The following is a 19714-nucleotide window of genomic DNA, read 5'->3' as shown; positions in this document are numbered from 1 at the left end:
CGGCAAGACGGCCCTAGTCCCCGAGCAGCTCGCCGATCGGCTGCAGGTCTTCCACCCGGTCGCAGATGGCCTTCACGACCATCATGATCGGGATGCCGAGCAGGAGGCCCCAGATGCCCCAGAGCCAGCCCCAGAAGATCACGCCGACGAACACCGCCACCGGGTTCATGCGGCTGGTGCGGCTGGTGAGCCAGGGCACCAGCAGGTTGCCCACCAGCGTGTGGATCAGGAGCGAGACGCCCGCGACCACGAGCGCCATCTGGATGCTGTTGAACTGCAGAAAGGCCACCAGTCCCGCCGCCGTCATCACGATGACCGAGCCGATGTAGGGAATGAGATTGGTCACCCCCGCCACGATGCCCCACACCGCGGCGTTGTCGACGCCGAGGGCCCAGAAGGCAAGGCCGGTGGCGAGGCCGACCACGGCGCTGGTGAGGATCTGCACCAGCAGGTAGCGCTCGATGTGCCGCGTGATGTCGTCGAGCACGTGCACGGTGATTCTCTTCTTCTGCAGGCTGGGCCCGGTGATCTTCACCAGCTTGCGGCGGAAGGTGTCGCCCGAGCCGAGCGCGAAGAAGGTCAGGAAGGCCACCAGCGTGAGCTGCCCGATGGCGGCGATCAGCCCCACCGTTCCGCTCCATAGGTAGTCGCGTACGTTGAAGGCCGGCCGTTCGATGACCACGCGCGCCACGCCCTTGCGCGCCGCGACCTTGGCCGAGTTCTCCTCGGCCGCCTGCTCGAGCTGCGCGGCGGCCTTCTGCACCGTGTCGAGCGCGCTCGTGTCGGTGCTTCTGCCGCTGCGCATGGCCGCGCGCAGCTTCTGGGCCGCGACCGGCAGCGTATCGAGCAGCTCGGCGGCGCTGCCGGAGAGCGAATAGCCGGTCCAGCCCACCCCTCCGCCGAGCCCGACCAGGATCACGGCGGCGCCGATCCAGCGCGAGATCTTCCAGCGTTCGAGCCAGTCGACCAGCGGCGCGAGCGCGTAAGTCAAGAGCAGGCTCAGCATCAGCGGTACGAACACGGTCTTGGCCCAGTGCAGCGCGAACACGACGGCCAGCGCCGCGAGCACCGCCAGCGCAGCACTGCGCACGTCGACCGGCATGTGCAGCAGCACGCGTTCCGGTTCCGGCTCGGACGCGGGCAGATCGGACGCGGGCAGATCGGATGCGGGCGGTTCGGACGCAGGCGGCTCGGCGGGCGTCTCTTCCGGTTTCTGCGGCGGTTCGGTGTGGTCGGTCATCTCGGGTCCTTGAGCGCTTCGCGCACCGCCGACAGCTGGCGCCGCGAGACCACCACCGGCTCCGGAATGCCGTCGAGCCGCAGTGCCCAGCCTTCGGCATCCTCGCCGTCGTCGTATTTCTCGAGTGCCCGGATCGCCGCGCGCGCCACCAGCGCATTGCGGTGCACGCGCACGAAGCGCGCCGGATAACGCTCCTCGAATTCGGCCAGCGAGCCGTCGTAGATGTGGCTGCGCGTCGGCGTGCGCACGGTGAGGTATTTGAACTCGGACTTGAGGTAGAGCACCTCGGACATCGGCACGCGCTCGGTGCGGCCGCGGTCCTGGATCAGCAGCACTTCCTGCGGCGCCTCGGCCGCGGCGCCGCGCCGCTCCTTCAGGTAGCGCTCGGCTTTCTGCAGCGCCTGCTGCAGCCGTTCGGCGCGCACCGGCTTGGTCAGGTAGTCGACCGCCTCCAGCTCGAACGCGGTCACGGCGTGGGCCGCGTGGGCGGTGACGAACACCACCGCAGGCGCCGCATCGCGCCGGCCCAGGCTGCGCGCGAGTTCGAGGCCGTCGATGCCGGGCATGTGGATATCGAGCAGCACGAGGTCGAAGCGCGTGCCGGCCAGTTGCTCCAGCGCGCCGGCGCCGTGCGCAGCCTCGGCGACGACGTCCACGGCCGGCGACTTGCAGTCGGCCAGCAGCGTTCGCAGCCGCGACCGGGCAAGGGTTTCATCATCGACGATCAAGGTGCGGAGAACGCTCATGACTTCAGGCTTCGGCAGGAATGGCAATGCGGACGCGGTAGCTCTTCTGGTCCATGCCGGCGCTGAACTGCGCCTGCATGTCGTGCAGGAGGCGCAGCCGATCGCGCACGTTGGCCAGCGCGATGCCGTGCCCGCGCGGCAAGGGCTCGTCGGCCCACCGCAGCGGCGGCAGGCTGTTGACCACTTCGATCACCGCCATGCCGCCGCGGCGCTCGGTGCGGATGCGGATCTTGGCGCCCGCTGGACTCGGCTCGACGCCGTGCTTGACCGCGTTCTCGACCAGCGGCTGCAGCAGGAGCGGCGGCAGGCGCGCGGTGTTGGCTGCCGGGTCGATGTCCCAGCGGATGCGCAGCCGCTCGCCGAAGCGCACCTGCTCGATCGCGAGATAGCGCTCGGCCAGCGCGATCTCGTCGGCCAGCGTGACCGATTCGCCCGGATCGGCCAGCGCCTGGCGGAACAGCTCGCTCAGGTCTTCCAGCATGGCCTCGGCCTTGGCCGGCTCCTCGCGCACCAGCGCGATGGCGCTGTTGAGCGTGTTGAAGAGAAAGTGCGGCCGGATGCGCGACTGCAGCTCTTCGAGCCGCGCCGTCATGGCCGCCGGCGTCTGGCCGCGCGCGCGCAGCACCAGCGCGGCCATCACCAGCGCGGCGAACATCGCGCCGGCCAGGGCGCTCGCGAGCCAGGGCGCACTGCCGAGCACCCCGGTCAGCCGCAGCAGGCCGCAGCCGTACAGCGCGGAGATGGCGCCGAGCGAAGCGCCGGCCGCGTACTGCGCCGCGCGCGGCAGGCGGCCGAGCAAGCTCTTGAGCCAGCAGGCCGCAAGCAGCCACAGGAGCGTGGCCGGCAAGGCGCCGCCGGTCACCGTGGCCATCAGCACCAGCCACTCGGCGGGCGCCGGCGAAACGAACAAAGTGGCGACAGCGACCACGGCTTCGACGAACATCACGGTACGCAGCACCACGCCGATCTGGCAGGCATCGAACAGCGCGACCCTCACGCGCGCAGGCCCGCGAGCGCGGGCAGGAGCCGGCGTCGAAGGGGTGGCCGATAAAATCGTCGGGTTGCGCATCAGAGCTGAAACATTCGGGTGCAAACCCATTATTGCCTCCCACCTCGGTTCACCCCATGACCTCCAACCAACTCGACAAGAAATCCGAAGCCTGGTCCGCCCTGTTCTCCGAACCGATGAGCGACCTGGTCAAGCGCTATACCGCCAGCGTGTTCTTCGACAAGCGGCTGTGGCAGGCCGATATCGAGGGCTCGCTCGCGCATGCGGGCATGTTGGCCAAGCAGGGCATCATCGGCGCCGAGGACCACGCCGCCATCCAGGACGGGATGGCGCAGATCCGCGCCGAGATCGAATCCGGCACCTTCGACTGGAAACTCGACCTCGAGGACGTGCACCTCAACATCGAAGCTCGGCTCACGCAGCTGGTGGGCGATGCCGGCAAGCGCCTGCACACCGGCCGCAGCCGCAACGACCAGGTCGCCACCGACGTGCGGCTCTGGCTGCGCGGCGAGATCGACTTGATCGGCGGGCTCCTGACCGACCTGCAGAAGTCGCTGGTCGCCATCGCCGAGAAGAACGCCGACGTGATCCTGCCCGGCTTCACCCACCTGCAGGTGGCGCAGCCGGTGAGCTTCGGCCACCACATGCTGGCCTACGTGGAAATGTTCGCGCGCGATGCCGAGCGCATGGCCGACGTGCGCCGCCGCGTCAATCGCCTGCCGCTGGGTGCAGCCGCGCTGGCCGGCACCAGCTACCCGCTCGACCGCGAAGCCGTGGCCCGAGAGCTCGGCATGGACGAGGTCTGCCAGAACAGCCTGGACGCGGTGAGCGACCGCGACTTCGCAATCGAATTCACCGCCGCCGCCTCGATCGCGATGGTGCACATCAGCCGCCTGAGCGAAGAGCTCGTGCTCTGGATGAGCCAGGCCTTCGGCTTCATCGACATCGCCGACCGCTTCTGCACCGGCAGTTCGATCATGCCGCAGAAGAAGAATCCGGACGTTCCCGAACTCGCGCGCGGCAAGACTGGCCGCGTGGTCGGCCACCTGATGGGGCTGATCACGCTCATGAAGGGCCAGCCGCTGGCCTACAACAAGGACAACCAGGAAGACAAGGAGCCGCTGTTCGACACCGTCGACACGCTCAAGGACACGCTGCGCATCTTCTCGGAGATGGTGGGCGGCATCACGGTGAAGCCGGAGACGATGGAAAACGCGGCCCTGCGCGGCTACGCGACCGCGACCGATCTGGCCGACTACCTGGTGAAGAAGGGCCTGCCCTTCCGCGACGCCCACGAAACCGTGGCCCATGCCGTCAAGGCGGCGATCTCGCACAAGGTCGACCTCTCCGAGCTGCCGCTTGCGGTGCTGCAGACCTTCAACCCGAAGATCGAGAAGGACGTCTACGACGTGCTGAGCCTGCGCGGCTCGCTGCATGCACGCAACGTCTTGGGCGGCACCGCACCGGCTCAGGTGCGCACGCAGATTGCCCGACACCGCGCCCGGCTCGGCTGAAGCCGGCCCCACGGGCGCAGGCACGAATGCTGCAGTGCAGTATTTGTGCCCAGTTGTAAGAATGTAGTGCTAAAGTTGCATTGCACCTCGCCTGAGCCGCCTGCAATCTAGCAGGGCCCCGAACCGCACGAGAGCGCCTCCGAATCCCATGGAAAAACCCAACTGCGTCGTCGTCATCCTGACTTTCAATTCCGCCTCGATCATTCGGGAAACCGTGTCGCAGGCGAAGAAGCTGAGCCCGCACGTCTACGTGGTCGATTCGCACTCGTCGGACAACACGGTCGCGATCCTCGAGGAACTGGGCTGCACCGTGGTGCAGCGGCCCTTCTCCAACTACAGCGACCAGCGCAACTGGGCGATCGCGCAGGTCGAGGCCTCCTACAGCTGGCAGCTGCATCTCGACGCCGACGAGGTGCTGGACGCGCAGGCGGTCGACGAGATCAAGGCCCTTCTGTCGGGCACGCCGCGCTTCGATGCCTACCTGCTGCGCCGGCGCGACTACTTCATGGGCAAGATGCTGCGCTTTTCCGGCGTCAATCCGTGGCACCTGCGGCTGTTCCGCTCGGGCACCGGGCGCTGCGAATCGCGGCTCTACGACCAGCACTTCATCAGCTCGGCGACGCCCGGCCGCCTCAACGGCTTCATGCACGACAAGAATTCGGCCCGGCTCAGCGACTGGATCGCGAGCCACAACCGCTGGAGCGATGCCGAGGCGAAGGAAAAGCTCGGCCCCCGCGTAGGCGGCGACAACGTGCTGCAGCCGCGGCTGATGGGCGACGCCCGGGAACGCACGCGCTTCATCAAGGAGCTGTACTACAAGCTGCCGACCGGCCTGCGCTCGCTGAGCTATTTCGTCTACCGCTACGTCTTCCGGCTTGGCTTTCTGGACGGCACGACCGGCTTCTACTTCGCTTTTTTCCAGGCATTGTGGTTCCGCATGCTGGTCGACGCGAAGATGTACGAGCAGCGCAGCACGCAGATACCCCAACGGTTCAACTGATTTTTCTTACGGAGTGATTTCGCAGCATGCGCCAATACAACGCCTCCAAGAAGATGCTCGTCACCGGCGGCGCCGGTTTCCTGGGCAGCCATTTGTGTGACCGGCTCATCGAGCAGGGCCACGACGTCCTGTGCGTCGACAACTTCTTCACCGGCACCAAGCGCAACATCGAGCACCTGCTCGACCATCCGCGCTTCGAGCTGATGCGGCACGACGTGACCTTTCCGCTCTACGTGGAAGTGGACGAGATCTTCAACCTCGCCTGCCCAGCCTCGCCGATCCACTACCAGCACGACCCGGTGCAGACCACCAAGACCAGCGTGCACGGCGCGATCAACATGCTGGGCCTGGCCAAGCGGGTGCGCGCCAAGATCCTGCAGGCCTCCACCAGCGAGGTCTACGGCGACCCCGAGATCCATCCGCAGGTCGAGGCCTACTGGGGCCGCGTGAACCCGATCGGCATCCGCAGCTGCTACGACGAGGGCAAGCGCTGTGCCGAAACCCTGTTCTTCGACTACCACCGCCAGCACGAGCTGCGCATCAAGGTCGTGCGCATCTTCAACACCTACGGCCCGCGCATGCACATGAACGACGGCCGCGTGGTGTCCAACTTCATCGTGCAGGCGTTGAAGGGCGAGGACATCACGATCTACGGCGACGGCCAGCAGACGCGCAGCTTCTGCTATGCCGACGACCTGGTCGAGGCGATGCTCAGGATGATGAACACCGGCGACGAAGTGCCCGGCCCGATCAACATCGGCAACCCCGGCGAGTTCTCGATGCTGGAGCTGGCCAACAAGGTGATCGAGCTCACGGGCTCCAAGAGCAAGCTGGTGCGCATGCCGCTGCCGGCCGACGATCCGAAGCAGCGCCGCCCCGACATCTCGCTGGCGCAGAAGGAGCTCGGCGGCTGGGAGCCGAAGACCCAGCTCGAAGAAGGCCTCCAGAAGACCATCGCCTACTTCGACCAGATCCTCTCGGAATCCAAAGCAGCTTGAACCCATGAATATCTCCATCATCGGCACCGGCTACGTCGGGCTCGTCACCGGCGCCTGCCTGGCGGACATCGGCAACAACGTGTTCTGCCTCGACGTCGATCCGCGCAAGATCGCGACGCTCAACGAGGGCGGCATCCCGATCTACGAGCCCGGCCTCGGCGAGCTCGTCGAATCGAACGTGGCGGCGAAGCGGCTCGCCTTCTCGACCGACATCGAAGCCTCGGTCGCGCATGGCGACATCCAGTTCATCGCCGTCGGCACGCCGCCCGACGAGGACGGCAGCGCCGACCTGCAGTACGTGCTGGCCGCGGCGCGCAACATCGGCAAGTACATGAACGGCTTCAAGGTCGTGGTCGACAAGTCGACGGTGCCGGTGGGCACGGCCGACAAGGTCACGGCCGTGATCCAGGAAGAGCTCGACAAGCGCGGGCGCGCCGACCTGCGCTTCTCGGTGGTGAGCAACCCCGAGTTCCTGAAGGAAGGCGCAGCGGTCGAGGACTTCATGCGGCCCGACCGCATCGTCATCGGCTACACCGACGACGAGACCGGCCGCGAAGCGCTGGCCGAGATGCGCAGGCTCTACGCGCCCTTCAACCGCAACCACGAGCGCACGCGCGTGATGGATGTGAAGTCCGCCGAATTTGCCAAGTACGCGGCCAACGCGATGCTCGCCACCCGCATCAGCTTCATGAACGAGCTGGCCAACCTGGCCGACCGCGTGGGCGCCGATATCGAGGCGGTGCGCCAGGGCATCGGCTCCGACCCGCGCATCGGCTACAGCTTCTTGTACGCGGGCACGGGCTACGGCGGCAGTTGCTTCCCGAAGGACATCCAGGCGCTGACGCGCATCGCGCGCGACAACGGGCAGGCGCTGCGCGTGCTCGAGTCGGTGGAAGCGGTCAACGACGAGCAGAAGCGCGTGCTGACTCGCAAGGTGCTGGAGCGCTTCGGCCCCGACCTCAGCGACCGCACCTTCGCGCTCTGGGGCCTGGCCTTCAAGCCCAACACCGACGACATGCGCGAGGCGCCGAGCCGCGTGGTGATCGACGCGCTGCTGCGCGCCGGCGCGCGGGTGGTGGCGCACGACCCGATCGCGGTCGACGAGACGCGGCGCGTGCTGAAGCTCGACTTCGCCGATGCGCCGGCGCTGCTCGAGCGCATCAGCTTCTCGTCGGCCAAGGACCCGATGGAAGCGCTGGCCGGTGCCGATGCGCTGATCATCGTCACCGAATGGAAGGCCTACCGCAGCCCGAACCTCGAGCGGCTCAAGACGCTGATGAAGTCGCCGATGATCTTCGACGGCCGCAATCTCTACGAGCCGACCACCATGAAGGAAGCGGGCGTGGTCTACCAGGGCATCGGGCGCAACAGCCTCTAGGGCCGGGCCCTAGCCTTGTTCTACGCGATCCCGCTCGAGAGCCGGCCGACCTGGCGCAACCCGCCATGGATGACCGTGCTCCTGATTTTCGTGAACATGCTGGTGTTCTGGGGACCGCAGCGTGCCGAAGACAAGGCGGAGCAGCGCGCTGCGCAGTTCTATGTGCAAAGCGTGCTGCCCAAGCTGGAGCTGCCGCCCTTCGTCGCGTGGCTGCAGGAAACCCGCTCGGCGAACGCGCCGGCGGCGAGGCGGCTGCTGGCGCGCGGCGAATTCGAGCCCCTGCTCGAAGGCCTGCAGCAGGAGAAGGATTTTCTGAAGAAGCTGCGCGGCGATGCGGTGATCACGCCCGCGCATCCGCAGTACGCCGAGTGGAAGCGCGACCGGCAGCAGTACGAGACCCAGCTGCCCGCGCCGTTCACCACGCGCTGGTCGCAGGACCACAACAAGGATGCCGCTTTCGAGCCCTGGACCTGGATCACCTCGGCCTTCCTGCACGGCAGCACCGGCCACCTGCTGGGCAACATGCTCTTCCTGTTCCTGTTCGGCTTCTCGGTCGAGCTCGCGCTGGGCCGCGGCCTTTATCTCAGCTTCTATCTGCTCGGCGCGGTCGGCGCGTCGGCGCTGGCCGCCTGGGCCTATGCGGGCAAGGGCAGCTACGGCCTCGGCGCATCGGGCGCGGTGTCGGCGCTGATGGGCATGTACGCGGTGATGTACCGGCTGCGGCGCATCCGCTTCTTCTACCAGCTCTTCTTCTACTTCAACTACGTCACCGCGCCGGCGCTGATCCTGCTGCCGGCCTGGATCGCCAACGAGCTGCTGCAGCATTTCGTCGGCGGCCAGGGCATTGCCTACATGGCGCACCTGGGTGGTCTGCTGACGGGCGCCCTGCTGATGGCCGCCGCGATGCGCTGGCGCCGGCTTCAGTTGCCCGAGGCGCCGGCTTCGAAAACACCGGACGCCTTTGCACAGCACGTCGCGTCGGCGCGCCGTCTCGCAGGCGAGATGAAGTTCGAAGCGGCCTGTGCCGAATGGCGCGCGGCCGCGCAACTCGAGCCCGACGACGCCGACACCCTGCGCGCCTGGTTCAACACCGCGAAGCTCTGGCCGGCCGGCGAAGACTTTCATCGCGCGGCGCACCGCATCTTCCGGCTCAAGCCGCAGGACCTGGTCACGCTGGAATTGCAGCATGCGAGCTACAAGACCTACCTCGACCACGCCAAGCCCGGCGCGCGCCTCAAGCCCGACGACATGGCGCGGCTGGCGCGGCGCTTCACGCGCGCGCAGCAGTTCACCGATGCCGAGCGGCTGTGCCAGGCGCTGCTGAAGACCGCACCCGAGCATCCCGACCTGCCCGACACGCTTTCGCTCTGCGCCAACGGGCTGATGCAGGCCGGACGGCGCGAGCAGGCGCTCGGCTGGCTTCCGCACCTGCTGCGGCTCGCGCCGGAGGATATGGTGACGCGGATGCTGCAGAAGGGGTGACTTTTTTCCCTCTCCCTTTGGGAGAGGGTTAGGGTGAGGGCAAGTGATGGGCGCCGCATGCCCTCACCCCCGCCCTCTCCCAGAGGGAGAGGGAGCAAGACCGGTCATCCCTGCGGCACCTCCCGCAGCAGCCAGCGCACCTCCTGCGTCTGCTCGCTCTCGGGATAGCGCGCTTCCAGCGTCGTCAGGATCGGCTGCGCCATGTCGCGCCGGTCGAGGCCCTGCACCAGCACGCGCGCGGCCAGCTCGTAGGCCTGCGGAATCGCGGTATGCCCGCGGAAGCGCTTGTCGAAGCCCGACAGCAGCGCCAGCGATGCCTTCGCCTCGCCGTTGCGCCACTCGGCACGCGCCAGCGCCATCGTGCCCAGCGGATCTTCGAGCACGAAGCCGGCGTCCTTTTCGCGGCAGGCCTTGTAGACCTTGAGCGCCTCCGAGGCGAGATCGCGCGCCAGCAGCATCGCGATCAACCGCCGCCCATGGTCCAGCAGCGTGGCCGTCTTGTCCGGCGCCAGCAGCAGGATGCGGTGGTAGCGGCGCTGCGCGACCAGGTCCTCCGGCTGCGTGCGCTGCTCTTCGTAGGCCAGCGCCAGCGCGCCGGCAATGTCGCCGTCGGTCACCATCTGGGCGACCAGCGAGTCGGTGATCTGCTGGGCGACCTGCGCCGGCGTGCGGGTGTCGGGCGCGCGGTCGTCGGCGCCGGCGCCGGGCAAGAGGTCGATGCCGAGCTCCGCATGGTTCTGGTACATCACGTAGCCCAGCAGGCTGGCCATGACCCAGCCGAAATAGATCATCACGAAGTTGATCGCCGGCAGCGCGAACCAGCCGCTCATCACCGGCAGCAGCATGACGATGGCGATTTGCGCACCCGAGTTCAGCAGGAACAAGAAGACGCACAGCAGCGCATAAGGCCAGCCGACCGCGCGGATCGTTTCCCACACATAACCCGGATTCAGCGCCTGCCAGAAGCTGCCCGACTGCACCAGCACCATCGTGGTGGCAGGCAGCGTGAACGAGAGCACGAAGAGCGCGACGTAGCCCAGCGCCGGGCTCCAGGCGCCCACGAGGCCGGCCACGATGCCCTGCAGGATCAGGAGTGCGAACAGCTTCCAAGGCAGGTTCGTCCACTCGTCCTCGAGGCTGCGCGGGAAGTCGCTCGCGCGCACGATGCCGCGCGCGCCGAGCGCCATCACCTTGAAGCCGTAGCGGCTGGCCGCCAGGATGATGCCGAGCTCCACCAGCAGCAGGCCCAGCGCCTGCGGCAGGAAGAACAGCACGTGAAAGAGCAGGCTGCTGAGCGCCAGCAGCACCGCGTAGCCGAGCGGCTGGAGCTGGAAGGGAAAAGCAAAAAAAGTGTTCAGGCGGTGCCAGAACGGGCGAGGCGCAGGGCTTGTTTGCTCTTGCATGGGCGCTCCAACGAGGAGCGCGCAGTATATGTTTCGCGTTGTTGCCAACGGCCCTGCATCGAACGAATCCGGCGGGACCGTACCGGCCCATGGCAGCCGATGCTCCACAATCCGCGAAGTGCGCCAAGCCCGACGCCGAACTGACGGCACTGATAGCGAAAAGACGCTTTGACGATGACTGTTGCTGTTGCTACCGCCACCCGCCTTGCCATCCTTCTTCCGCTCGCGCTTCTGCTGGCGACGTTCTCGGCGCAGGCCCAGCCCGCCGCCGCCGCGGATGCGGCACCCTCACCGCCGCAAATCGCGTCCCAGATCCGCTGGCAAAGCGAGCTCGCCGCATTCGCACGTGCCGACAAGGTGAACCCGCCGGCCGAAGGCGGCGTGCTCTTCGTCGGCAGCTCCACCATCCGCTTCTGGGCCAAGCTCGCACAGGACTTCCCGCAATTGCCGGTGGTCATCAACCGCGGCTTCGGCGGCTCGACCATGGCCGACTGCAGCTACTTCGCCCGCGAACTCGTGGTGCGCTACAAGCCTCGCCACGTGCTGGTCTACGCCGGCGACAACGACCTGGCCGAAGGCCACACGCCGCTGCAGATACTGGAGAGCTTCGCCCGCTTCGCCAACGCCGTGCGCGCCGAACTGCCGGACACGCGCATCAGCTACATCTCGATCAAGCCCAGCCCCTCGCGCGAGAAGCTGCTGCCGCAGATGCGCGAGACCAACGACATCATCGGGGCGTACCTGAACCGGCTGCCGAACAGCGAGTACATCGATATCTTTACGCCGATGCTGGGTGCAGACCGAAGGCCTCGGGTTGAGTTGTTCCGGGGAGACCAACTGCATCTGAACGAAGACGGTTATCGGCTCTGGCGGTCGATCATCGGGCCGCATCTGCCGGCAGCGGCATTGACTGCGGTGCCGTAGCCGAATCGTTCCTGCGGCGAAGCCACCACTCATTTGCCGCGGCACAAGGGCTGAGCCGGCCCATTGCATAGGGCTGTCGTCTTGATGGCCTCGATGTACCTTCTGGCGGTTTCTGGGTCGATGCGCCAAGGAATATTGGTTCGTTGTTCTTGCGCTGACTTCGGACGCCATCCGTATTGGATGCGGAACAGGAATTCCTTGCCTTCGGCAAACGCGAAGATCGCCCCTTCACCGAATGGAGCAGCCGGACCATAGCTGTCGCAGAATCCTCCGCCGACCGCGAGGTAAGTCCCGTTGAAGGTGTCCGCCCTTTGAACCATCGGGAAATGCCGCCCGCCGCATTTTTCCTTTGCATTCTTGCCATATCCGAATGCCAAGACATCGGCGATCATGGTTTTCCGCTTATCGAGCTTCTCCGCGGGCGGATACTTCAATCTCTCGATAGCCAAGTAGCCTTCGCGCCATGAATTGATCTCCTCTGTGGCGGGAACGTATTCGGCCACGTAGCTTCCCTCCGCTTCCCCACTCATCCACGCAAGCTTCCATCCTAACGGAGATGGATGATCGAGTTGTTCACCAACAACTGCAAAGGGCTCTCCCTCCGCAAGGGCCGCAAGCGCGAAATTCGACGTAACCAGTAAAAGCAGCAAGTACGTGGCGGTATATGATTTTTCCAGAATGTCATGAGATCTTTGGATGCGTTGTATTTCAATCTTCTTCTTCGGGAACGAACTGCTGGCGACCGATTTCTGATGAACTTCGTTGTGAAGCTTGACCCCGCAGTCCCGAGTGAAGCTCAGCGTAATGGAGGAAATAGAAAAATCGCTTGAGTCTCTTTAGCAGGCGGGCGTTGCATCGTTCTCACCCAATTTCTGCTCCAACGACGAACCTCTAGGGAGCCATCACTTAATTTGGTGAAAACTATTTCAGACACCCTCGCTGCGCCTGGAGTCAGCTCTGCACCACCCATGCGAGATGATTCGCGCAAAACCAAGCGTCGCTCCTTGTCACACCCCACATCTGGGTGAGCACTAGAAACGATAATTTTTTGATATGGCAAACCATCTCCCCCATACAAGACAACCTCCAACCCTCCTTGAATTTCAACAATTTGCGCGACTGCATTTTCATCGAATTTTTTTCTCTGTGCCGCATAGTTTTTCATCTGCGCCGCGGTTATTTGATTGTCGGAAATCGCATTCATGCCTCTCAATTCGGCGGGTCCTAGAGGTATTTGCGGCACGCTTCGCCCGAATCCAGTCGCGACGGAAAATTTAACTCTCGATGCATTTATGGAGGAGTCAACAAACTGTCTAGATAACAGGCCCTTGTCCAGGTATCTTCCTGCAATGGATTCACATTTTCCCTGAGACATGATAGGAACTTGCCATAGTGGATTTCCTTCACGAACAACCGCGCTACCGCAACCCAACAGAGAAAGTACGACAACCACCATGACCCCAGGAATAGGGAAAAAATTGATCATTTTTTTATTCCAACCGTGATGATATTTAGTAGATCCGGCGGCAACAATATTGCAATTGCAAATGGCGTTGCTATAAGCACGTTGATTTTGTTCATCACTTCCCCGATTTGCCTTTCGGAATCTGCTAAACCAGATCGGATGTTGCCATCGGGTCCATACCAGCGTTTACTGTTTAGCGTATCATGAGTTCCCGCGTATGCTTCTGCCAAAATGTCCTGCAGACTTCCGGGTGCATAATTTCCCAGTCCCAAAAACTGGCCGATGGCGCCTTGAAACCCGCCCAATGGACTTCGCCAATCAAGATTTGCAGCGAGGAGGACGGGAAGATCCACGGTATTCCCATCCTTATCAACCTCATTTAATTTATTCTGCCTTGCACGTCTCTCTCCCAATCCCCCGTGACTTCATTTATGGTGCATCTGTTATTTCCGCATAGCTGCTCAACATCAACTCGCCCTCCAGCCAGCTTGAAATAATCGCCGTTGACGCCAACGCTGACGCCCGACTTGTTGTCCAGACAATTGCCATGTGTATCGCAAATACCGGGGAATTTCTTTGAGTCCTCGATCATCGATTGGCGCATCTGATCCGCGGCCCAAACCAAAGACTCCCGAGTTACAGCGACTCCTAGCGAAGTGACGGTGCCTCCACCCGCCGCAGCGACCAAGATGTCTGCTGCCGCCCTGTACGTGCCACCGTCTTTCCATTTGTCGTAGCTCTCTTGATTCGCCGCCATGGTGCTTTCCAAAGATTGCACCTTGCTCGCGAGATCCGCACGCACGGTGGCATCGCTCTCGGTCTCGAGCTGTCTTTGCGCGTCAACCAACTCCCTGCGCGCGTCTTCATATGGACGGGTATGGCTCGCTGCGAACGTCGCCACCGCAGCTGGCGCTTTCTGATTGAACTCCTGCGAGATTTGCGTCTGCGCTTGCACGTCGCGGATGATGTTTTGCGTATTCCACTGACGGATGAGGGTGCCGGCGCTGCTGCTATCGCCTGTGCGCACGCTCTGGTCACCCGCAATGCCGCTGATACCGGCCTTGGTCACGCTGCTTTGATTGCTGCTGGAGCTGCCTGCCCCAGCGCCGCGATTCGGCGTCGTATCGCTGGCTGTCCTGATCTGATCGTCGCTCATGCCGCGCTCACGCATGGCCGCCTGCTGGCTTTCTGCGCCACCAGCCATGAACCCCACGCCGCCGCTGACCGCATAGCTGCTGCCACTGGACTGGCTCACGTTCTGCAGGTCGCTCATCGTGACCGTGCCGCCGGTCGTGAAGCTGTTCTTGCCCGCATCGATCGCCGCCTGCGTGCTCTCGATGACTGCGCCCTTGAGGTCGGTGTCGCCCCTGACGTTCACATCGAATCCCCCATCGCCTGCCTTGAGGCCCGACTGCTCGCCGACGCTGACGAAGGTCCCGTTGGCCTTGGCGCTTGCTGCGCTGCCGCCCACGGTCGAGACGCCGTAGCAGATCGGCGGGATGCACAGACTCACATTTAGCCCCGAGCTGCTCTGCCTCGATTGGCCCACGCTCACGTCCTGCAGGCTTTCGATGCTGAGGTTGCCGCCCACGTCCGCCGTGATGCGGTTGGCATCGATTACCGCGCCGCGCAGGGTCAGGTCTCCGCCGGCTGAGACGTTCACGGCCTTGCCACCGCTGACGTGCGTGTTGTTGTAGCTGATATCGTTCTGGTTGTCGCTGCCTTTTCCGCGGGTCACGCCCAGGTCGATGGTGACGCCGTTCTGTGCGCCGGCCGCAAACCCCACGCCCAAGCTGGCGCCGCTGCTGGAATTCATGCCCGCGGTGACGCTGGTGTTCTTGCTGGCCTCCAGCGTGATGTTGTTGTCCGCGGCGAGGTTGACGGTGTTGCCCGCCGCGATGGTCGAGCCAACCGCGTGGATGTTGGAGTCCTGACCGCCGCCGGTGGCAACGATGTTGACGTTGTTGGCGCCCACGACGCTCGAGCCCACGGCCTGGCTGCTGTTACTGATGCGGGTGTTTTGGCTCTCGTTGCGGTTGACGTTGACGCTGACCTTATAGCCGAAGCTGCCGCCGCTGGCCAATGCCTGGGCCGTGTCGTAAGCCTGCTTGCCGCTCATGGCGAGATTGACCGTCCCCAGCGCCTGCATGCGCCCGTCGCTGGTCTCGCCCATCGCCTTGATGGTGCTGGAGGCGCCCTTGAGGCTGTCGGTGCTGATGCCCCCGACGCTGGCGCTGCCGCCCATCACCGTGCTCGAACTGTTCGCGATCGTGACGGACTGCTCGGTGTTGTAGGCCTCGTTGATGACGACGTTCTTGGCGAGGATGTTCACGTCGCCGCCGACCAGCGGGCCGGCCAGGCCGGCGGCCATGACGCTGCTGGCGGTCTGCGTATAGGTGCCGCCGGCCACCAGGGTCACGTTGCCTTGGAGGCTGGCAACTTGGCTGCTGGCCTGCGTGGTGCGCGTGACCGCCACAGCTTCTGACGACTTGACGTTGCCGACCGAAGGGTTGTACCAAGTGCCGATCATCCCGCTCTTGCTGTCGGCGCTGTAGCTGCTTCCGACGCTGGTGTTCTGCGCGCTCTCGATCGTGAGGTTGCGCCCGGCGATCATGGCGATGTCGCCGTCGGCGACGACGGTGGCCGCCTGCAGGGTCGTGTCTCGCCCGCTGACCATCTGAAGGCTTCCGGCCGAGACGGTGGTGCCGATGGCATCGTTGCGGGTGCTGGCCTCTGCTCCGTTGGCGGATCGACCGCCCGTCAGCGCCGCGCCGGCGAACATGCCTCCCGGCAAACCGCTTGCCGCCAAGGAAGTCCCGATGGCCGAGCCCAGCCCGGTCGCACTCGTCTTGCTCTGGCTGGCGTGCGCCTCCTGGGTCGTCTGGGTGGCGGTGGTGAAGCTGATGTCGCGGCCCGCGGACAGGCTCATCGCCTCGTCGGATCGCAGCTGCGCGGCCTGGGCGTCGATGTCGTTGCCGGCCACCAGCGCCACGGTGTTGCCGCTCAGGCTGCTGGAGACGACGCTCGTGACGCTGGTGCTGTCGACGGTGCTGCTGCTGGATTTCTTGAGCAGGCTGCTCGATGAGCTGACCGTCGCGGTGGCGATGCTGGAGGTGGCTTGCCCTGCAGTGAGGTTGATGTCGTTCTTCGCGGTCGCGACCAAGGCACCGTCGATGCTGGCGACGGCACCGGCGCGGATGTTCAGGTCATTGCCGGCAGCCAGGCGCACGTTGTCGTTGGCCTGGATGACGGAGCCGATTTCGCGGCTCTGGGAAGTGACACCGGCAATGCCCTGGCCGAAGACGGAGGCGCCGCCGGCCTCGCTCACGGTACCCAGGTTGATGTTGCGCCCCGCACCCACGGAGGCGCTGCCGGCGCTCACCAGTGCGGCGCCGATCAGGTTGACGTCGCGTCCTGCCGAGGCAATGAGCACGCCGCCCGGGTTGCTCACGTACATGCCGGCGATGCGATCGACGTTGGTGCCAGGGACGGCGCCGCCCATGCTCTGCGAGGTGGTGCGGATGTCGATGTCGCGGCCGGCCGTGAGCACGGCGGCATTGTCTGCGGTGATGCTGCCGCCGATGTTGTGGATGTCGGTGCGCGCGTTGATGCCGACGCTGCCGCCGGCGATGTGCCCGCCCAGGTTGTTCACATTCTCGGCGCTGATCGACACCATCGAGCGGCCGGCAATGGTGCCGGTGTTGACGAGATCGCCCGAGCTCTTGATCACGGTGGCCTCGGCGCTGAGCAAGGCACCCGAGCCATCGATGTCGCCGGGACGCACGCGCACGTACAGTTGCGGCACCAGCACGCGCTGGGTGCTGCCGTCCGGCAGCGTGACGGTTTGCTCGACGAGCCAAACGATGTCGCTGGTGAGTTGCGCCATCTGCGCGGCCGTGAGCGCGATGCCTGGCTTCAGGCCGTATTGCTGCGCGAAGGTAGCGCCGGCGTTCATGAGCGCGGCGTACTGGTCTTCGTCGCTGGTGAAGCCGTCGAGGTAGCGGTAGCCCGTCAGTTGCGCAATCTGTTCGCGGATGAGTCGCTGCTCGTAGAAGCCGTCGCCCAGGCGCTTCTGCAGCACGTCGGGGTTCAGGCCCAGCTTGTCGAGCAGATAGTCGCTGTTGAGCCAGCTGCGATAGTTGGCGAAGCGCGGATCGGTTTCGACGAGGTAGCGGCTGCCAGGGTCGGGGCGCGTGTTGAAGAGGCTGGCGGTGGGCACCGACGCGTTGGGCGTGCTGGTGCGAATGGTCTGGCTCGCGCCCGTGCCGCTGGCGGTCTTGGCCGGCACTTCGAAAACGATACCGGGAGTGCCCGCATTGGCGTTCGCGTTGGCAGTGCTGGCCGCACCCGGGTTGTAGCCCTGCGTGACCAAGGTGTTCTCCTCGTACTTGTAGGCGCCCAGCGAGAGGGTCTCTGCCGTCGGGCTCAGAATCACCAGGGGCGCCACCTCGCCCTTGTGGTTGGTCACGATCGCGTAGCCCGTCGTGGTGCGTTGGCCCTGCATCTGGTCGGGCTGCATGCTGGCGACGTTGATGGCGCCGCCGGCCGTCACGCTGCTATCCTGGTTGTACAGGTGGCCGTTGAGCGTCATGGTGCCGCCGGCGACGATGCGCGCCGGGTCGAGGTCGGTCGCCCGGTCCTCGGTGGTCGTGGTGGTGGTGTTCCAGATGCCGTAGCCGCCGATGCCGACGAGCGCTTCGCCGCTGCCGTCGGCGTTCTTGTGGAACACCATGCCGTTGGCGGGATCGAGCCGTACTTCGTCCATGGGATAGAAGTCCTCTCCCCCCAATGGGGTGACTGGAGCCACCCTGACCGTGCTGCTGGTCGAGACGGCAGGCGCTACCCGCTGGATGTGCACGTCGCGGTTGTTGATCTGCGCCATCGAGATGGATATGTCGCCGATGGACTCGATCTCGGCGCTCAAGTTGTTGAGCGCGCTGCCCTGGCCGATGGCCTGGCGGTTGGCATCGAGCGCCGCCCCGATGGACATCTTGCCTTCGCTGAAGATCAGCGCGTGCTCGCGATTGTTGATGGTGTCCGCGCCGATGTTCAGGGTGCCGCGGGAGGCGATGGTGGCCGAGCTGGCCACGCCATTGACGGTTTCGCGCTCGTTGTCGAGGGTGCCCACGCCGATCGAGACCGCGCTGCCGTAGATGCGGCCGGTGCCGGTGTTGTGGAGCGTGCCGGCATCGATCTGCGTGTTGCCCCTGCTGTCGATCAGCCCGCGGTTGGTCAAGGTGCCGGCGGCGTTGACGATCGTGTTCAGGCCCGACATCTCCGCGATGGCGGTGTTCTCGACGTTGTTGCCACCGACGGCGAGCGTCTCGCCTGCCAGCAGCTTGCCGTTGTTGGTGAAGTCGCCGGTGGTGGTGTAGCTCAGGTTGCCGTTGGCGGCCACATCGGCGTTGTTGACGATGTTCTGCGCCAGGGCAATGCTTAGATCCTGGCCCGATACGGCCCGGCCGTCCCCGCTGAACTTGGCAGCATCGATCCGCAGGGTCTTGTCCGCCACCAGCGTGCCGTTGGTGTTGACCAGATCGAGCGTCTTGGCCGCGGGGTTGGCCGCGTTCGGGTCCTTGATCGTCAGCGTGTCGGCGGCGGAGATCAGGCCCGAGGTGTTGTCGACGCTGCCGCCACTGGTGATGGCGGTGTTGAGGTCGGCACGGATGGCGCCCGAGGTGTTGGACAGCGTGCCGGTGTTGATGACCACGTTCCGGCCTTCGATGCCCTGGTCGGTGCCCTGCGTATCAGCGTTCGCCAGCGTGCCCGCATTCAGCGTCGTCGTCGCGAGCGAGCGGATCAGGCTGGCGGTGGTGTCGATGGCGCCGGCATCGATGCGCAGGTCGCCCACCGCCAGCGTCTGGCCGCCAAGGTTGTCGTAGGTGGCGCCGCGCGTGTTGATGGCTACCATCGATTGGCCCAGCACGATGCCGCCGCCGGCGTTGATCACGGTCCCGGTATTGGCGACCATCGCCTCCTTCGCGCCGATGAAGCCGGCGTTGTTGTTCAGGGCACCGCTGTCCAGCGTCAGCGTGCCGCCGCTGGTGATGCCGCCCTGCCCGGTCGCGTAGCTCGCCGCGTTGGTGTTCGTGAGGGCCTGCCCGTGGGTGTCGACAGTCATCGCGCCGCCCGACTGGATCAGGCCGGCACTGTTGTTGAGCGCACCCGACTGGACATTGACCGTGGTCGTGGCTGCCATGGTGCCCTGGGCATTGGTCAACGCCTGGCCATGCGTGTCGACGCTCAGGCTGTTGCCGAACACCTTGCCGGCGCTGTTGTCCAGGCCGGCGGCGGCAATGCGCGAGACGCCGCCGCTCACGATCCGTCCTTGGCTGTTGTCGAGGGCGCCCGCAGCATTGGCCGTCAAGCTGCCTGCAGCGGAGACGGTGCCGCGCGTGTTGTCGAGCGCGCCGCCGGCGCTCAAGCTCGCATCGCCGTTGCTCTCGAGCTTGCCGTCCTGGTTGACCAGGTCGCCCGCGGCGGCGATGTTCAGGCTGCCGGAGCGCAGCGTGCCGCCGGTGTTGTCGAAGTGGTCGACATTGGCGCTGAAGCTGC

General features: G+C 65.2%; 14 protein-coding genes. 6 read left to right on the top strand and 8 right to left on the bottom strand.

Going from position 1 to position 19714, the window contains the following annotated elements; translation table 11 throughout:
- Window positions 1-13: 13 nt before the first annotated feature.
- The 3 genes from EJI01_RS16535 to EJI01_RS16525 are packed head-to-tail and all read right to left on the bottom strand — an operon-like array spanning window position 14 to window position 3055.
- Window positions 14-1240 (bottom strand): AI-2E family transporter, encoded by a 1227-nt coding sequence (locus EJI01_RS16535; RefSeq protein WP_126838237.1) that lies wholly within the window; start codon window positions 1238-1240, stop codon window positions 14-16.
- Window positions 1237-1986, bottom strand: a complete 750-nt coding sequence (locus EJI01_RS16530) for a LytR/AlgR family response regulator transcription factor (RefSeq protein WP_126838236.1) — start codon at window positions 1984-1986, stop codon at window positions 1237-1239. The genes EJI01_RS16535 and EJI01_RS16530 overlap by 4 nt, the downstream gene beginning before the upstream one ends.
- Before the next feature lie 4 nt (window positions 1987-1990).
- The gene (locus tag EJI01_RS16525) at window positions 1991-3055 is read right to left on the bottom strand and encodes a sensor histidine kinase (RefSeq protein WP_409234123.1); all 1065 of its coding nucleotides are present in this window, start codon (window positions 3053-3055) and stop codon (window positions 1991-1993) included.
- Window positions 3056-3111: 56 nt separating this feature from the next.
- On the opposite strand from EJI01_RS16525, the gene argH reads away from it, so the two are divergent.
- The 5 genes from argH (at window position 3112) to EJI01_RS16500 (ending at window position 9367) form a co-directional block, all read left to right on the top strand.
- Complete coding sequence (gene argH / locus EJI01_RS16520; protein WP_126838234.1) at window positions 3112-4509, top strand: argininosuccinate lyase; 1398 nt, start codon at window positions 3112-3114, stop codon at window positions 4507-4509.
- Between the two features lie 148 nt (window positions 4510-4657).
- The gene (locus EJI01_RS16515; RefSeq protein ID WP_126838233.1) at window positions 4658-5509 is read left to right on the top strand and encodes a glycosyltransferase family 2 protein; all 852 of its coding nucleotides are present in this window, start codon (window positions 4658-4660) and stop codon (window positions 5507-5509) included.
- A gap of 26 nt (window positions 5510-5535) precedes the next feature.
- Complete coding sequence (locus EJI01_RS16510; RefSeq protein WP_126838232.1) at window positions 5536-6507, top strand: UDP-glucuronic acid decarboxylase family protein; 972 nt, start codon at window positions 5536-5538, stop codon at window positions 6505-6507.
- Between the two features lie 4 nt (window positions 6508-6511).
- Entirely contained in the window at window positions 6512-7885 is a 1374-nt protein-coding gene (locus EJI01_RS16505; protein ID WP_126838231.1) for a UDP-glucose dehydrogenase family protein, read from the top strand.
- Window positions 7886-7900: 15 nt separating this feature from the next.
- Window positions 7901-9367, top strand: a complete 1467-nt coding sequence (locus EJI01_RS16500; protein ID WP_126838230.1) for a rhomboid family protein — start codon at window positions 7901-7903, stop codon at window positions 9365-9367.
- A gap of 104 nt (window positions 9368-9471) precedes the next feature.
- Here the strand turns inward: EJI01_RS16500 and EJI01_RS16495 are convergent, their stop codons facing one another.
- Window positions 9472-10770: a DUF4013 domain-containing protein gene (locus EJI01_RS16495; protein ID WP_126838229.1), complete on the bottom strand. Its 1299-nt coding sequence runs from the start codon at window positions 10768-10770 to the stop codon at window positions 9472-9474.
- 174 nt (window positions 10771-10944) lie between these two features.
- Between EJI01_RS16495 and EJI01_RS16490 the strand changes: the two genes are divergently transcribed.
- Window positions 10945-11694 carry an SGNH/GDSL hydrolase family protein gene (locus EJI01_RS16490; RefSeq protein WP_126838228.1) on the top strand — a complete coding sequence of 250 codons (750 nt, stop codon included), beginning with the start codon at window positions 10945-10947 and terminating at the stop codon, window positions 11692-11694.
- 29 nt (window positions 11695-11723) lie between these two features.
- On the opposite strand, the gene EJI01_RS16485 is transcribed toward EJI01_RS16490, so the two are convergent.
- The 4 genes from EJI01_RS16485 to EJI01_RS16470 form a co-directional block, all read right to left on the bottom strand.
- Window positions 11724-12197, bottom strand: a complete 474-nt coding sequence (locus tag EJI01_RS16485; RefSeq protein ID WP_221885684.1) for a hypothetical protein — start codon at window positions 12195-12197, stop codon at window positions 11724-11726.
- Between the two features lie 293 nt (window positions 12198-12490).
- Window positions 12491-13180, bottom strand: a complete 690-nt coding sequence (locus tag EJI01_RS16480; RefSeq protein WP_126838226.1) for a hypothetical protein — start codon at window positions 13178-13180, stop codon at window positions 12491-12493.
- Complete coding sequence (locus EJI01_RS16475; RefSeq protein ID WP_126838225.1) at window positions 13177-13512, bottom strand: hypothetical protein; 336 nt, start codon at window positions 13510-13512, stop codon at window positions 13177-13179. The genes EJI01_RS16480 and EJI01_RS16475 overlap by 4 nt, the downstream gene beginning before the upstream one ends.
- A gap of 26 nt (window positions 13513-13538) precedes the next feature.
- A partial coding sequence (locus tag EJI01_RS16470; RefSeq protein ID WP_185878947.1) for a hemagglutinin repeat-containing protein occupies window positions 13539-19714 on the bottom strand: 6176 nt, incomplete at its 5' end.

It is taken from the genome of Variovorax sp. MHTC-1 (genome assembly GCF_003984645.1).
Classification (GTDB): domain Bacteria; phylum Pseudomonadota; class Gammaproteobacteria; order Burkholderiales; family Burkholderiaceae_C; genus Variovorax.
The sequence above is the reverse complement of the archived record's forward strand: the minus strand, read 5'-3'. Positions and strand labels throughout refer to the sequence as shown.

What these genes read in the sequence shown, in the direction of transcription:
- EJI01_RS16535 (WP_126838237.1), bottom strand. Translation starts at nt 1,240, where the DNA reads ATGACCGACCACACCGAACCGCCGCAGAAACCGGAAGAGACGCCCGCC.
- EJI01_RS16530 (WP_126838236.1), bottom strand. Translation starts at nt 1,986, where the DNA reads ATGAGCGTTCTCCGCACCTTGATCGTCGATGATGAAACCCTTGCCCGG.
- EJI01_RS16525 (WP_409234123.1), bottom strand. Translation starts at nt 3,055, where the DNA reads ATGCGCAACCCGACGATTTTATCGGCCACCCCTTCGACGCCGGCTCCT.
- argH (WP_126838234.1), top strand. Translation starts at nt 3,112, where the DNA reads ATGACCTCCAACCAACTCGACAAGAAATCCGAAGCCTGGTCCGCCCTG.
- EJI01_RS16515 (WP_126838233.1), top strand. Translation starts at nt 4,658, where the DNA reads ATGGAAAAACCCAACTGCGTCGTCGTCATCCTGACTTTCAATTCCGCC.
- EJI01_RS16510 (WP_126838232.1), top strand. Translation starts at nt 5,536, where the DNA reads ATGCGCCAATACAACGCCTCCAAGAAGATGCTCGTCACCGGCGGCGCC.
- EJI01_RS16505 (WP_126838231.1), top strand. Translation starts at nt 6,512, where the DNA reads ATGAATATCTCCATCATCGGCACCGGCTACGTCGGGCTCGTCACCGGC.
- EJI01_RS16495 (WP_126838229.1), bottom strand. Translation starts at nt 10,770, where the DNA reads ATGCAAGAGCAAACAAGCCCTGCGCCTCGCCCGTTCTGGCACCGCCTG.
- EJI01_RS16490 (WP_126838228.1), top strand. Translation starts at nt 10,945, where the DNA reads ATGACTGTTGCTGTTGCTACCGCCACCCGCCTTGCCATCCTTCTTCCG.
- EJI01_RS16480 (WP_126838226.1), bottom strand. Translation starts at nt 13,180, where the DNA reads ATGATCAATTTTTTCCCTATTCCTGGGGTCATGGTGGTTGTCGTACTT.